This window comes from Bacillus sp. FSL K6-6540 (assembly GCF_038007545.1).
This window is the reverse complement of the sequence record NZ_JBBOXH010000002.1, coordinates 1318826-1332261: the sequence shown is the minus strand read 5'-3', so window position 1 is coordinate 1332261 and position 13436 is coordinate 1318826. Positions and strand designations below refer to the sequence as shown.

Sequence of the window (13436 nt, the reverse complement as noted above, 5' to 3'; positions counted from 1 at the left end):
TTATTATAACAGACTTCACGCGGCACTCTCTAACCGCGCCCGTTTTTCGTGTCAATTTCTGAGAAAATGACGTGAGTGACGGTTTGCGCGTAGGGCGATGTTTTGTTAATGAAATCTTCTACCGCTTCGAGGCTTTCGGCATTGATTTTCAGCATATAGCAGGCTGCACCTGCAATCCGGTAGCAAAATTCAATATTCGGCAATGTTTGAATATAGCTTTTGAACCGCTCGTAATCCGCGTTTTTAACGGTTGCTTCCACAATGCAGGAAACGGGAAGCCCCAGTTTTTTCTGGTCGACCTCCAGCGTGTATTGCTTGATGATGCCAAACGATTCAAGCTGTCTTACCCGTTCTGTTACAGATGGAGGCGACAGCTTAATTTTTCTGCCTAATTCCCTCATCGACAAACGGCTGTCCTTCTTCAGCTCCTCAATGATATTCAGATCAATCTGGTCAAGTTTCATTTCAACATCCTTCTTTTTTGATTTTGTACACATTATCTCGGGTATTTTTGTAAATGACAAGTACAGTTCCCTAGAAAAGGCATGTAAAAATGAATGTTTTCCGAACATTTTTTGAAAGCTGTCATATGCCCCTCCGGATTGTTTATAGTATAAAATGAAAACGTGTCCACAAGGAGGGCGATTTATGCTGCACACGCCGATCGGAAGACTTCGCACGATGGGTTTTATTGAAGGAATGTCACTCTTAATCCTGCTGTTCATCGCTATGCCGCTTAAATATTGGGCAGGCCTTCCGCTTGCGGTGACAATTGTCGGTTCGGTTCACGGCGGGTTGTTCATTTTGTATTTGCTTGTCTTGGCTTATGCAACCTTCTCTGTCAAATGGCCGCTGAAATGGTCAGCTGCCGGCTTCGTCGCCGCTTTCGTCCCATTCGGAAATTTTTTGTACGACCGCGGATTAAGGAAATATAAATAAGGGAACGCAAAAAAGGCTGGATTTTTGATCCAGCCTTTTTTATTAAAACCACTTTGTCAGCCAGGCGATATAGTAGGCCCCCGGAATAAACATGAGCTGGGCGAGGAGTGTGCCCGCCACCCTTGATGTGACCATTGTGACAGAGGTCCATTTTAAATAGAGATAGCTTCGTTTTCCTTTTGCCACATCATCAGCTAGAACAGATACTTTAGGATCAACAAAAATGGCCAGCAGCATCGTCGCAATTCCGTTGATCAAACCCGAAGCCATGACGGCTGTCGTACTGCGCTCCGGCGCCAGAAGGCCTGCGTATAAAGCCGAAAGCACGCCAATCGTATAAATCGATGTAATCAGCATGTTGATGACAAACAAACGCTTCGGAATCAAGCGCATATGAAATCCTTTTACATATGAAATAGACGGCAGACGCAAATAGGAAAGGGCATTTTTGAATCCTTGTTTCGAGAATCCCTTTCGGAAAACTTGAAAAACGGAGCCGCCGCCGCCCGCCAAGTGAATAATCGCCCGTGAAAAAAGAGCAACAAAAGACGGGAGCAGGATAATGCCCAAAATGGTGCCGACTGTCGATCCGAAAATTAAAAAGCGGAACTGCTCCCCTACAATCGCCAGTGCGTTTTTTCCAGCATCATCAATTAAATGCCCGGTAAAGGGCTGCTGCACCATGTTCGACATTCTGGACACGATGACCATGACATTAAACAGGGAAAGCGCGGACGCAATAAATCCAACGCGGGCCCCGGAAAGCCTTGTAGCATAGGCTAAGGTTTCTATCGAGTGAATCAGCAATAAAAAACAAAAAATAAAAAGTACTTGTGTTGTAATGACATGCACGTTATTCTTCCTCCAATTTCATCCTAGAGATAAGACTGGAAAGAAGACAAGGAGGTTTCAGTACGATGTGTTTTTTGCAATAAAAAAACCGTCCGGCGTACGCCGGGCGGTTTGTCTTATTCTTTTCTATACGCAAATAAAGATTATATCATCCGCCAAGTCAGGCGGGTTAGATTCATAAAGCATTGTTCCGAAGAATCATTCTGGAAAGTAAACACCATGGAAATTTCTTGAACACAAGACAACGAAAGCCCTACCTCTCAATCGTCACTGCGGCTCCGAAGCCGCGCCGGTGTGAATTGTAAAACAAAAAAGTCTTTTTTCCATCTCATCGTTAGGGGCGATTTGTTATGAAGGAAAAGAATAAGGGCAGCTGGTTATGCTGCTTGGGAAGCGGTAAGCTTCTCTCTCAAAACAGAAAAAAGAAGTTTACTTTCTTTTTTATTTGCTTATTTTTCTTACTAGCTATTCATAATAACATATCGCCCCTGAAAACACAAATTTTTTATAGTTCGAGTGAGACCGGTGTTTTCTCCCCGGCATTCATTAATCTGATATCCTCCGGTTCAATTTCAAGAATCACCAGATTCGGATCATCCTTGCCGTCAAACCAGCGCTCTAATTTGGAACTCCATATTTTGTCCTTGAGTTCTGCCGAATTGTTGATTTTGGCTTTTCCGGCAACTTCGACATATGCGTCGCCAAAGCCTTCACAATCATAGCCTAATAAAATGTGGACATTGGGGTTGTTCTCAATTTCTTCCGCTTTATGAGTTTCCTTGCTTGTCGGTGTGTAAATCGTCAGCCCGTCATGGAAAAAAGTCATGTAGCGGGAATGCGGTTTGCCCTTTTGAACTGTTGCGAGCGAACCTACTTTATGGTGATCTAGAACATCAAGCACTTTTTGTTTAATGTCTTGCTGATTCATCTCGAATCACTCCTTTTTAACGTCTCCGCTGTTACTTTTCCACATCCGGGGAAGATTTAAACAAGAAAGTGTGCTCTTTATTTTTCGCCTTCCCATTCACGCTTTAACAGACTGTAGTAGACGAGGTCGTGATGCATGCCATTTACGTATAAGCCGTCCCGTGCCCTGCCTTCCTCTAGAAACCCGAGCCGCTCCGGAACCGCTCTGCTTTTTTCGTTTCCGACAGCCGCACAGATCGCCACACGATTCAGCTCAAGCTCTTCAAAAGCATACGTAATGAGTTTTCGGCAGGCAGCTGTAATAATGCCTTTCCCTTCAAATTCTTTGGCAATCCAATATCCGATTTCCGCCTTACGATTCACTTGATCAAGGTTATGCAGGCTGATCATGCCGCATAGGCTGCCGTCATAAAGGAGCCCCGCCTCAATGCCGTTCAGGTCGGCATACTGGCGCCGCCAATCTGGAATGATTGTTTCTCGGTACGTTTCAGCGCTGCTTGGATTTTCCGCAAAAAACAGCCACTTGCCAAGCCGCTGCTGATTTTGGATAATGAGTTCGGCCAGCCGCTCCGCATCCTTCGGCTCCAATAATCGGATGGTGATGTGCTCATTTACCTTGCAAGTGAACATTGCCTCGCCCTCTTTCCTTTTTTAACCATTATAGCGATGATTCTGTTTTTTTCAATACAAAAAGGATGGGCTGTTAAGCCCATCCTTATATTCTTGGATCGGTAAAGATATCATGTTTATCCGTGCTCGTCGATGACATTTCCGTCACGACGGCACCTTCTTCCCCGGCCTGGAACCAATGCTTTGTGTTTGGTGGAATCGTGTATTGCCCGCCCGGTTCTAGCTCAATTTCGTGCCAGACCGTATAGTGTTCTCTGTCTTCCTGAGGAGGGAGAACTTTTGGAAGCGGCGTTTTTTCTCCTTCTACGTAAAGATACACTTTTCCGTAGCGGCAGCGGAAGGTCTCCTGCTTGCCTTCCTGGCCGTCGACCGGCGGATGGCGGTGTTCCGGGCAAGTCTGTCCCGGAAACAACACCAATTCCTTTGAACAATAACGGTCTGTATTGACGTAGACGAAGAGCTGGAGCCCGACTTTTCTTTCTTTTCCTAAGCCGTAATCCATCAGCTGGATTTGGTCTACTTCCTCGTCCGTTAATACAATCCCTGCTTTTTGATAGTAGCTGTTCACTTCTTCTTTCGTGATGCCCATATGTCTCACTCCCTCTTATGTCGTCACAAAGTTTCCGCCGTTGACATGCAGGGTCTGTCCTGTCATGTAAGAGGACTCATCTGATGCCAGGAGCACATAACAGCCGACGTGCTCAACAGGCTGTCCAGGACGGCCCATCGGCGTATCTTGCCCAAATTGAGCAACTGTTTCTTCAGGGAACGTAGCTGGGATTAGTGGCGTCCAGATTGGACCCGGCGCGACTGCATTTACACGGATGCCGTCTTTAACAAGCGCCTGCGCCATTGTTCTTGTAAAGGCGTTGATCGCCCCTTTTGTCGCTGTATAATCAATCAGTGTCGGGTTCCCTACGTACGGGTTGATAGATGTCGTATTGATGATGGCGCTGCCTGGTTTCAGGTAATCAATTGCTTTTTTAGTCAAATAAAATTGAGAATAAAAGTTTGTTTTGAATGTGCGGTGAAGCTGTTCGCTCGTAATATCTTTGATGCTTTCTTTCGGATGCTGTTCACCTGCATTGTTGACAAGGATGTCAAGGCCGCCTAGTTCCTTGACCGTTTTTTCAACCGCTTCATTGCAGAATTCCTCTTCACCTACGTCACCAGCAATCAGCAGGCATTTTACGCCTTCTTGTTCAACACGTTTCTTCGTCTCCTCAGCGTCTTCATGCTCATCCTTATACACAATGGCGATATCTGCGCCTTCCTTTGCGTAAGCGACGGAAACCGCACGTCCGATCCCGCTGTCGCCGCCTGTAATAAGAGCTACTTTTCCTTTTAATTTGTCTGCTCCTTTATAATCCTCGTACTCATACACCGGACTCGGATTCATTTCGCTTTCAATTCCCGGCTGGCGACTTTGAGTTTGTGCCGGCAGTTCTTTTGGATAATTTGCCATGATGATTCTCCTCCTTTGTTTTCATGTCTATTTGTTGTGTACCTCACACACTCTTTGGATAAACATGGCGTAGCACCTTCGCATTGCTTTATTAGAAAAATGTTTCACATGGAACGCTGGGAGGAAATTAACTCAAAAAGGGGGTTGGTTGCTGAATGATTAACATGCTTTCTAGAAGATTCAGCAGGCCAAAGGGCGTCATCGGCATGATTGCCGGGTACATCATGGCTGCTGAAAATCAAACACTGAATCAGTGGACAATCAATCAGCTGGGTATCACGCGCGGGGACAGCATTTTAGAAGTCGGGTTTGGCCCGGGATACTGCATGCAGCAGGTGCTGAAACGGGAGAAGGATGTTCATCTTCATGGGATTGATGTGTCAGAGGCCATGCTGAAGCTGGCCGCCCGCAGAGTGAAACCAAAGGGCGTACGCCTGATACAAGGAAGCATCGAGACATTTCCTCTCCCCGCCTCGTTTTATGATAAAGTGATTTCCGTTAACAACTACACCATTTGGAATGACCAAACAAAAGGCATGAAACAGATTTATCGGGCATTAAAGCCAGGCGGCAAAGCAGCCATTACGATGCAGCCGCGGGAAGCGGATGCCAGTCCTGAGAAAACCAAATCATTTGGAAGAGAGATGATTGCTGACTTTAAAGCAGCCGGCTTCGAAGACATTGATATAGAATTTAAGAACATTAAGCCTGAGCTTTCCGTCTGTGCAACTGCAAAGAAGCCCGCCACATAAAGTGGACGGGCTTCTTCTTTTATGAATGTACAGCCTGATTGCGCAGGACGTCTTTTTTCACCTTGCCAAGGTTGTTTTTCGGCAGTTCGTTAACAAATTCAACTTCAGGTATTTTGTAAGCGGACAGGCGTTCTTTACAAAATGCGATGACATCCTCTTCCGTGATGCGCTGGCCGCCATTTTTCACGATAAAAGCTTTCGGTTTTTCACCGTAAAGCGGGTCTGGAATACCGACCACAGCCGTTTCAAGGATTCCCGGGATCTGCTGGATAACTTCTTCAACCTGATCAGGATAGACGTTATCGCCTCCGTAAATAATGACATCCTTGTAGCGTCCCGTGATGAAAATAAAGCCATCTTCATCTACATATCCTGAATCTCCGGTTCTAAACCATCCATTTTGCAGCACTTTCGCTGTTGCTTCAGGATTGTCTTCATAGCCTTTAAATAAGAATGGAGTATGAACAACGATTTCGCCGATTTGTCCTTGAGGAAGTTCTTCTCCAGTCAGAGGATCTTCCACTTTGACTTTAACACCTGCCACAGGTTTTCCTGCAGATGCCGCTTTATCCATTCCCATATCAGGCGTCCATGTGCTGATGCCCCAAGCCTCAGTACTTCCATAGCCATGCGCAAGCGGAATGCCAATATCAAGATAGCGGCGGATTAGGCTGCTCGGCACTTTTGTTCCGCCTGTCATTAAAATAACAAGCGAAGATAAGTCAGTTTGGTGCGTTTCCCACGCCTCAAGCAAATACGTGTAGAACACAGGAAGAGCCATCACGGTCTGAATTTTCTCTTCTTCAATGACCTTCAGCATGTGAACAGGATCTTGATCCTTTGTAAACACAAAGGTTGTTTCTGCAAACGTTCCAAGCATGATGCAAATGAGCGCACTCGTATGATAAATCGGATGGCACGCGAGAAAACGAAGGCCCTTCATGCGTGCTATTGAGCTGTTGGATTTTTTAACGTATCGGTATATGCCGCCATGTGTAATCATGCATCTTTTCGGGTTACCCGTTGTTCCAGATGTAAACATCAGAAGTGCTGTATCATCAGGGGAAACCATTTCCGTCTCTGGCAAATGATCAGGACCTGCAAACAGCGCTTCAAATTCAGCAGATGTTTCGTAAGCTGTTCCTGTTTCCATTGTTACACACAGTGAGGACAATTCAGGAAGAACTTCATCTAGTGTCTCTTTAAACTCCGCTCCGTAAAACATTGCTTTCGGTTCACTTGCTTTTAAAATGCCTGTCATTTCATATGGTTTCAGCTGCCAGCTGACAGGTACGACAACAGCACCTATTTCAAGTGCGGCGAACATAACAGTTGAGGCGGGATGGCCGTTTTTGCAAAGCAATGCAACACGGTCGCCCTTTTGAATTCCTTTTTGAAGCATGGCATTCGCCAGCTGATTAATCCGTTTACGGTAACCTTTATATGTCAGTGTATGGTCTCCGCTTTTTACAGCCTCTATATCTTCGCTATTCGGCATGTCATGCAGAATCAGATGCTGTAATGTTTCCATATCGTCATCTCCTATATTCTCTTGAATCTTCAATAATTTGTTAGATTTTCTTCCTTACCTCACCCATTTTAACCCAAAAAAGATAACTTGTAAAACTATTTCATTTTGGAATTATTCCAATACTGAATGATAAAATAGTCCCACATTTTCTTATTTTGTTCCCCGTCCAAAGAAAAACACACGCCAAATTTTTGACGTGTGCCATGCAGGATTACAGTATGTTTTTTTCTTTCATCCATGTGAAAAATATGCGGTTTAACCGCTGATACAATTCTTGTTCTCCTTCTTCCTGAAACCCCGCCATGCTTTCTCCGCTCTCGATAATTGCCGAGCTGATCGCGCTTAAAATCTCCGAGCCTTCAGCAGATAATGAGTTAGGCGCCATCATGACGAGAATGCGTGTCATCCTGAGGGTATTTCCGTCCATGCCATCCACTTCATAGGAGGTGCTGAGATCAAACATTTTGAAAAAAGGCAGGACGATTTCATCATTTTTGAGATGATAAAGCGCCATGTTTGTTCCGGGGATTCCCAATCCCCCTTGTTTCTCCCGCTCAGCCAGGCAAACCGCGGCTTTTTCCGGATTACGGATCAGGCCATCCTTCTTCAGCTGTTGAAAAAGCTCTAGCAAAAGCATGCTATGGTCCGGGTTTGTTTTGAGTTGAGCTAGCGTAAAATGGCGCAGAACATCTTGGATAACCTCCATATACCGCCCTATGCTTTCTGCCGCCTCTAGCATGTCAGGTACATCAGCTTGCTGCGCCTCTTCCTTCGGGCTTCTTTTTTTGTTAAGAATAAGGGGAATCTTCCGCTTGATATACTGCTTGACCTGGTTTGCGTCTTCCTCATTTAATAGTGGGCTGACCATGATGTAATCAATGTTTTCATAAGGAATCGGTACAGTGGACACAATCATATCATAGGCTTGAACATCCTTCCCCTTTAGCTCGATCAGGGATGACATATCAAACGATTCAATTTCCGGCAGCTCTTTTTTCAGTCTGGAGGCAAGCATTTTCGAGGAGCCGATCCCGCTTGAGCAGACGACAAGCGCTTTCACTTTTGCTTCTTCTTTTTTGATTTCAAGAGCCGAGCCAAAGTGAAGAACGATAAAAGCGATTTCATCATCAGAAAAGGACATGCCCGGAAAATACTTTTCGACGCCTTCTTCGATCGCCATATAAAGCAGAAAATAATCGCGCTTGATCTGTTCCTTCATCGGATTGTATATCTCAATATTTTCTTTTATGCGGCTGACGGCCGGCTCCAAATGGGCAATCAAGCCTTCATATAAAGAGTAGTTTTTCGTCAGATCCATTCTGATTTTGTCTGAAATAAAAGCAATGAGCCGCTTTGTTTGCAGGGCTGTTTCCAGCTCAATTTCCTGCGCTTTGTATTCTGTTTTGTATTTTCGATTGGCGCTTCGAAGATGGATTGTAATATAGCCGACCTCCGCCTCTGGAATCGTCACGCCGAAGGCACGTTCAAGCTCGCCCGCGATTTCAAGAGCGGAGCTGTATTCCTTCGCATTCTTCAGTTCCTCAAGCTCATTTTGCTCCATGGTGATAGTTTCCCCAAGCTTAATTCGTTCGATCGCATACGTTAGATGGACGACGAGCGCTATATAGGAGCTGTCGGACAATGAAAAAGCGATTTTTTCTTTGAGCTGAAATAAGATGCGCTCCATTTTTAACAGCTCACCTTTGCTGACAACCCCGAACATTTTCTCTGAAGAATCGGTTTTTCCTTTGATGTTTAATTCAACCGCTTCCAAAAACATTTGGATGTCGAGACGGTTCACAATCAAGTTGCCGACAATTTTCCGTTTCGCATTCTCCGGCCCTATAAGCTGGATGCCAAAACCTCTTTTGCGGATCAGTGTCAGTCCGAAGGGAGAAATCCACTTCTCGAGCTCATCTAAGTCATAGCTGACCGTGGCATTCGTCACCTGGAGATCATGAGCAAGCGTGTACAGTTTGACGGGCTCCTGAGACTCTAATAACGAACAAAGAATGAGCAGTTTCCGTTCGTCGGCGCTGTATTCATGCTGTTCATATGATAAATCAGTAAGCAGCTTTTGTTTATCTTCGGGACTTCCCACTGCTTTCAACCCTTTACCGGGCTGTTTATCTAACGTAAGCCCCACGGTTTCCATCAGCGGTTTAATTGATTTGAGTTCCCTGTGAATGGTTCTCGTGCTGACTTGCATCAGCTCAGCAAGCTCAGTTACGGTTATATATCTGTTTTGTAATAATAAGTGCTTTAACAGCTTTTGTTCTCTGGCAGTCATATACATAAAAAAGACCTCCTAGACTATCTTGATGTGCGGATGAAGTCGCAAGGAGATGCAGTAGAGGATATAGAGAGGTTTCCCTTTAATATAAAACGCTTTCAAGAAAGAATCAATCACTTATAAATGGTAATTTGGCACTAAGCGGTGTGACAATATTGAAAAAGCATCAGCTGGTAAGCTGATGCTTTTTATGGAATATCGCAACCCTGTACGGCTGTAAAAATGCGGAACCATTGATCCTGGTCAAGCTTGTATGACAACGCATTTATCGCGGCGGAAATCCGCTCACGCTTTCCGCTTCCGACAATCGGCATGATGCAGGCCGGATGCGTGAACAGCCATGCGTACATGACCTCGTCCAATGAAGCAGCGCCGATTTCCCCTTGGACGGATTCAAGCGCTGTGCGGACACGCTGGTCTTTATCCGTGTTTCCAGTGAATACTTTGCCGCCTGCCAGAGGCGACCAAGCCATCGGCGGAATCCGTTTTTCCTGACAGAGGTTCAAAGTGCCGTCGAGCACATTTTCTAATTCATAAGCGGAAAGCTCAATCTGGTTGGTCACGAGCTTCTCGGGCAAATACGAATCAAGCATCCGATACTGGTGATCTTTAAAATTTGAAACGCCAAAGTACCTGACCTTGCCAGAGCATTTCAAGGCCTGAAACGCCTCTGCTACCCCCTCCGGATCCATGAGCGGGTCCGGTCTGTGAATCAACAGCACATCGATATAATCCGTCCTAAGGTTCATAAGCGATTGCTCAACGGATGCCAAAATATGCGATTTGCTTGTGTTATAATGATGCGATCTGTGAGCGGGCCGTTCAGGCGATTCAAGAACGATACCGCATTTTGTGACCAGCTCTATGTTTTCTCTTAATCCAGGCGAAAGGGCAAGGGCGTTTCCAAACAGCTTTTCGCACGTATAGCCTCCATAAATATCCGCATGATCAAAGGTCGTGATGCCGTGATCGATACACCATTCAATGAGGCTCAGAAGTTCAGCATCTGAATAGTTCCATTCATTCAGCCGCCAAAGCCCGTGTATGACTCTTGAAAATTGAAGATCCTCCGCCAATTGAATACGCTGCATGCAAAATCCCTCTTTTCTTTGTATAAACCGGGTTTTGCCCCTTACTAGTTCATTCGGCCTCAGATCCCCTTTTTCCTTTCGCTCCTTTTAAAAAGACATTTTAATTCGATTGAAATTGCTTTTTCGCTTTCTCAACGACATAGTGGCTGCCGCCGCGGTCCTGCACATTTTGGATCATCATGGCGACAAGCAGGTCTTTGTTTTTGTAATCGTAGCCGACAAACCAGCCATTTTCCGTGCCGTCTTTATCATCTTTTGATGTTTTCAGCTCGGCTGTTCCTGTTTTCCCGGCCACTGTGATTCCTTTCACGACAGGCTGATACGCTGATCCGCGCTCATCTTCCACAACGCCTTTCAGACCTTTTGTAATGTCTGCTGCTCCTTCCTTGGTGACCACTTGCTTGTGCCAAACATCAGCTGTTTGTGAATCTTTTTTGATCAGCGTCGGTTTGACAAGGTCTCCATTGTCAACAAATGGCGTGTAAGCAGTTGCCAAGTGAAGCGGAGACATTTGCATTTGCCCTTGTCCGTAGCCTGTATCCGCAAGCAAAATGTCTGAATCAAGCTTGTCATTTGCAATAGACGATTTCTGGATCGGGAATTCGTACGGAACGTCCTCTGAAAAACCGAATGTTTTTAAGCCTTTTGTGAAGGTGTCCGCTCCCATATCAAGCGCATTCTGGGCAAAATAAATATTGTCTGACGTAATAAGGGCGTTTTCCAAATCGACTTGTTGAAGTCTCTCAGACACACGTGTCACTGAATAGCCGCCCCAGCTCGAATCTTTTTGCCACTCCTTGCCTTTGATTGTTTTCTTCTCATCGGCTTTAAGGGTGCCGTTTTTGATTCCAATAGCAGCCGCAATCGGTTTAATGGTAGAACCTGGCGCGTATGTCTTATTGAATTTCGCTGAAAACGGATTGTTTTTATCTTTGTTTAGCTTTTTCCATTCCTTATCGCTCCAGCCGAAAATAAATCCGTTTGGATCGTAGGAAGGCGCGCTGACAAGGGCGAGTGTTTCGCCTGTCTTCGGCTGCAGCGCGACTGCCGCCCCGCTGTCATCCTTCAGTTCATCATACAGCTTCGTTTGCGTTTTGATATCAATTGTGAGGTGAAGATCCTCGCCGTCCTTTGCTTTCTTTTCAGCGATGACTTCCCCGGTTTGCGGCACGTAGATTTTCCAGCCAGTAGTGCCTCTTAGCTTGTCTTCATACACATTTTCAAGTCCGGCGATACCGATGTTAGACGTATCGCTGTACGTTCCTTCTTTCTTTTTCTTCAGTTCTTCCGCTGTAATGGCGCGGACATAGCCTGTTAAATGGGCTGTCTTTTCGCCATACGGATAGTAGCGGGAGCTGACATTCGTTCTTGTTACGCCTTGTAATGACGTCGCTTCAGAAACTAATTTCTCCTGGTCAGGCTTGACCTTTTTGAGCGGCACAAACGAATCGTCTTTTACCCAGCCTTGATCCAGCTTTTTCTTGATGTCGTCTTCAGTCAAATCAAGTTTTTTGGCGAGTTCTTTTATAACTTTCTCTTTTTTATCGCCAAGCTCTCCGGGAACAATTCCAATTTCCGGAACATCTGTATTGACAGCTAAACCTTTTCCATTTTTATCGTAAATTTGGCCTCGTTTCGGTTCAATGCTCATAATTTGCACGGTTTTGTCGTCAGCCAGCTGCTTGAAAATAAACGATGGGTCCCAATCTATATTCCATGACTCCTCGTCATCTGTTTTTTCTAATTTCAGCACAGCAGTATTCTTGAAGCTGACTTTGCCGGCATTTGTGTTCATGCTGACTTTATACGGGATATGTTTCATTGTCTTGTTGTCTTGATCGTCCTTATCTACTTCTCCCGCAGTGACTTTCAAATTTTTTACGCCGGCCTGCTCATAGATGGCTTTATACCTGTTGACGAAATCTTTTTTGGAGATTTCTTTTTTGACATCTTTAGTCAGACTTTGATACATGTCATCGAATTGCTGATCGTTCCACTGTTTCACGAATGCTTCCATGCGATCCTCTGGTGAATCTGTTTTGGAGCATCCGATTAACCCAATCAATCCGACGCATAGAAATACTAGTAGAATACACTTTTTTAACATGACTTTCCCCTGCCTTCCACTTGTTATTTTCTCTTAATTGAATTGGTGCGTGCAAGATTTTTTTGAAAATGAAGGAAAAGTTCACCGATTTTGCAGAAATCTCCTATCGTTTGCTGTAGACTATTTGAAAAGACAGAAAGAAGGGATAGCATGGTCAGAGAGGCAGCAATGCTTCACATTAAAGAAGGCCTTGAACAAGAGTTTGAGGATGCATTCCGGCAAGCGGCGCCGATTATTTCCGGCATGAAGGGCTATATCACTCACTCGTTATCAAAATGCATGGAGGAAACGCATAAATATCTGCTTCTTGTGGAGTGGGAAACACTTGAGAACCATACGGAAGGCTTTCGCGGTTCTTCAGAGTATCAAGAGTGGAAAGCCTTGCTTCATCGATTCTATACCCCGTTCCCGACGGTCGAGCATTTTCAGGATGTGTAATAGATTTATATAATATGAAGTGTAAAACCGATAAGGGAGACAGACCATACAAAAACGGCGGTATAAATATTAAAAGCGCCTGAGCCGTCATTTTCTTTTTTGCGTTCTTCAAGCCCCTGCATAAACATGACCGCGCCAAGAAAGACGAGCATGACCGATTGGATAACAGAGGTGTGTTCCGTATAGTTAAAAGCAATAAGCGCCAGTATAATAATGATAACCGCAAAAGACATTTTAAAAATCCGAAACAAAAGGACCATCCTTCCTTATATACGAAATATTGAACGTTATGGCTATATTTGCCTACGTCCTCCATTATTCTAGCGCACTTTGTTTGTCTGTAGAACAGAAGACAGAGAATTTTAAGTTTCTTTTAATATTTCGATCACACATAAAAAACGCGCCTGTCAT

At 44.9% G+C, this 13436-nt stretch carries 14 protein-coding genes; 3 read left to right on the top strand and 11 right to left on the bottom strand.

What is annotated here, in order from left to right:
- Positions 1-29: 29 nt before the first annotated feature.
- Positions 30-464 carry a transcriptional regulator LrpC gene (gene lrpC, locus MHH82_RS39170; protein WP_003246585.1) on the bottom strand — a complete coding sequence of 145 codons (435 nt, stop codon included), beginning with the start codon at positions 462-464 and terminating at the stop codon, positions 30-32.
- A 184-nt stretch (positions 465-648) separates the two neighbouring features.
- On the opposite strand from lrpC, the gene MHH82_RS39165 reads away from it, so the two are divergent.
- Positions 649-939: a DUF3817 domain-containing protein gene (locus tag MHH82_RS39165; RefSeq protein WP_015252794.1), complete on the top strand. Its 291-nt coding sequence runs from the start codon at positions 649-651 to the stop codon at positions 937-939.
- Positions 940-981: 42 nt separating this feature from the next.
- Here the strand turns inward: MHH82_RS39165 and amj are convergent, their stop codons facing one another.
- The 5 genes from amj to MHH82_RS39140 form a co-directional block, all read right to left on the bottom strand.
- A complete protein-coding gene (gene amj, locus MHH82_RS39160; protein ID WP_015715258.1) occupies positions 982-1791 on the bottom strand; it encodes a lipid II flippase Amj in 810 nt (269 codons plus the stop codon).
- A gap of 505 nt (positions 1792-2296) precedes the next feature.
- A complete protein-coding gene (locus MHH82_RS39155) occupies positions 2297-2719 on the bottom strand; it encodes a pyridoxamine 5'-phosphate oxidase family protein (RefSeq protein ID WP_003234396.1) in 423 nt (140 codons plus the stop codon).
- A gap of 77 nt (positions 2720-2796) precedes the next feature.
- Positions 2797-3348 carry a GNAT family N-acetyltransferase gene (locus MHH82_RS39150; protein ID WP_003234398.1) on the bottom strand — a complete coding sequence of 184 codons (552 nt, stop codon included), beginning with the start codon at positions 3346-3348 and terminating at the stop codon, positions 2797-2799.
- An 85-nt stretch (positions 3349-3433) separates the two neighbouring features.
- A complete protein-coding gene (lyxE, locus tag MHH82_RS39145; RefSeq protein ID WP_003234400.1) occupies positions 3434-3937 on the bottom strand; it encodes a D-lyxose ketol-isomerase in 504 nt (167 codons plus the stop codon).
- Positions 3938-3952: 15 nt separating this feature from the next.
- Positions 3953-4813: an SDR family oxidoreductase gene (locus tag MHH82_RS39140; protein WP_003246648.1), complete on the bottom strand. Its 861-nt coding sequence runs from the start codon at positions 4811-4813 to the stop codon at positions 3953-3955.
- Positions 4814-4968: 155 nt separating this feature from the next.
- Here MHH82_RS39140 and MHH82_RS39135 point away from each other — a divergent pair, with 155 nt between their 5' ends.
- Complete coding sequence (locus MHH82_RS39135; RefSeq protein WP_175288680.1) at positions 4969-5565, top strand: class I SAM-dependent methyltransferase; 597 nt, start codon at positions 4969-4971, stop codon at positions 5563-5565.
- A 19-nt stretch (positions 5566-5584) separates the two neighbouring features.
- On the opposite strand, the gene MHH82_RS39130 is transcribed toward MHH82_RS39135, so the two are convergent.
- The 4 genes from MHH82_RS39130 to pbpC all read right to left on the bottom strand — a co-directional run bounded on the left by MHH82_RS39130 (position 5585) and on the right by pbpC (position 12587).
- Positions 5585-7096 (bottom strand): class I adenylate-forming enzyme family protein, encoded by a 1512-nt coding sequence (locus MHH82_RS39130; RefSeq protein WP_021481731.1) that lies wholly within the window; start codon positions 7094-7096, stop codon positions 5585-5587.
- A 211-nt stretch (positions 7097-7307) separates the two neighbouring features.
- Positions 7308-9392 carry a mannitol operon transcriptional activator MtlR gene (gene mtlR, locus MHH82_RS39125; RefSeq protein ID WP_032726506.1) on the bottom strand — a complete coding sequence of 695 codons (2085 nt, stop codon included), beginning with the start codon at positions 9390-9392 and terminating at the stop codon, positions 7308-7310.
- Between the two features lie 185 nt (positions 9393-9577).
- Positions 9578-10480 (bottom strand): aldo/keto reductase, encoded by a 903-nt coding sequence (locus MHH82_RS39120; protein WP_072175523.1) that lies wholly within the window; start codon positions 10478-10480, stop codon positions 9578-9580.
- A gap of 100 nt (positions 10481-10580) precedes the next feature.
- Positions 10581-12587 carry a penicillin-binding protein 3 gene (gene pbpC / locus MHH82_RS39115; RefSeq protein WP_014478860.1) on the bottom strand — a complete coding sequence of 669 codons (2007 nt, stop codon included), beginning with the start codon at positions 12585-12587 and terminating at the stop codon, positions 10581-10583.
- 150 nt (positions 12588-12737) lie between these two features.
- Here pbpC and MHH82_RS39110 point away from each other — a divergent pair, with 150 nt between their 5' ends.
- Positions 12738-13025, top strand: coding sequence for an antibiotic biosynthesis monooxygenase family protein (locus MHH82_RS39110; protein WP_014478859.1), 288 nt, complete (start codon positions 12738-12740; stop codon positions 13023-13025).
- A 5-nt stretch (positions 13026-13030) separates the two neighbouring features.
- Here the strand turns inward: MHH82_RS39110 and MHH82_RS39105 are convergent, their stop codons facing one another.
- The gene (locus tag MHH82_RS39105) at positions 13031-13276 is read right to left on the bottom strand and encodes a YczI family protein (RefSeq protein ID WP_003240256.1); all 246 of its coding nucleotides are present in this window, start codon (positions 13274-13276) and stop codon (positions 13031-13033) included.
- Positions 13277-13436: the final 160 nt, after the last annotated feature.

Bases quoted from the DNA above. Each gene is read 5' to 3' on its own strand.
- lrpC (WP_003246585.1), bottom strand. From the start codon at position 464: ATGAAACTTGACCAGATTGATCTGAATATCATTGAGGAGCTGAAGAAG.
- MHH82_RS39165 (WP_015252794.1), top strand. From the start codon at position 649: ATGCTGCACACGCCGATCGGAAGACTTCGCACGATGGGTTTTATTGAA.
- MHH82_RS39155 (WP_003234396.1), bottom strand. From the start codon at position 2,719: ATGAATCAGCAAGACATTAAACAAAAAGTGCTTGATGTTCTAGATCAC.
- MHH82_RS39150 (WP_003234398.1), bottom strand. From the start codon at position 3,348: ATGTTCACTTGCAAGGTAAATGAGCACATCACCATCCGATTATTGGAG.
- lyxE (WP_003234400.1), bottom strand. From the start codon at position 3,937: ATGGGCATCACGAAAGAAGAAGTGAACAGCTACTATCAAAAAGCAGGG.
- MHH82_RS39140 (WP_003246648.1), bottom strand. From the start codon at position 4,813: ATGGCAAATTATCCAAAAGAACTGCCGGCACAAACTCAAAGTCGCCAG.
- MHH82_RS39135 (WP_175288680.1), top strand. From the start codon at position 4,969: ATGATTAACATGCTTTCTAGAAGATTCAGCAGGCCAAAGGGCGTCATC.
- MHH82_RS39130 (WP_021481731.1), bottom strand. From the start codon at position 7,096: ATGGAAACATTACAGCATCTGATTCTGCATGACATGCCGAATAGCGAA.
- mtlR (WP_032726506.1), bottom strand. From the start codon at position 9,392: ATGTATATGACTGCCAGAGAACAAAAGCTGTTAAAGCACTTATTATTA.
- MHH82_RS39120 (WP_072175523.1), bottom strand. From the start codon at position 10,480: ATGCAGCGTATTCAATTGGCGGAGGATCTTCAATTTTCAAGAGTCATA.
- pbpC (WP_014478860.1), bottom strand. From the start codon at position 12,587: ATGTTAAAAAAGTGTATTCTACTAGTATTTCTATGCGTCGGATTGATT.
- MHH82_RS39110 (WP_014478859.1), top strand. From the start codon at position 12,738: ATGGTCAGAGAGGCAGCAATGCTTCACATTAAAGAAGGCCTTGAACAA.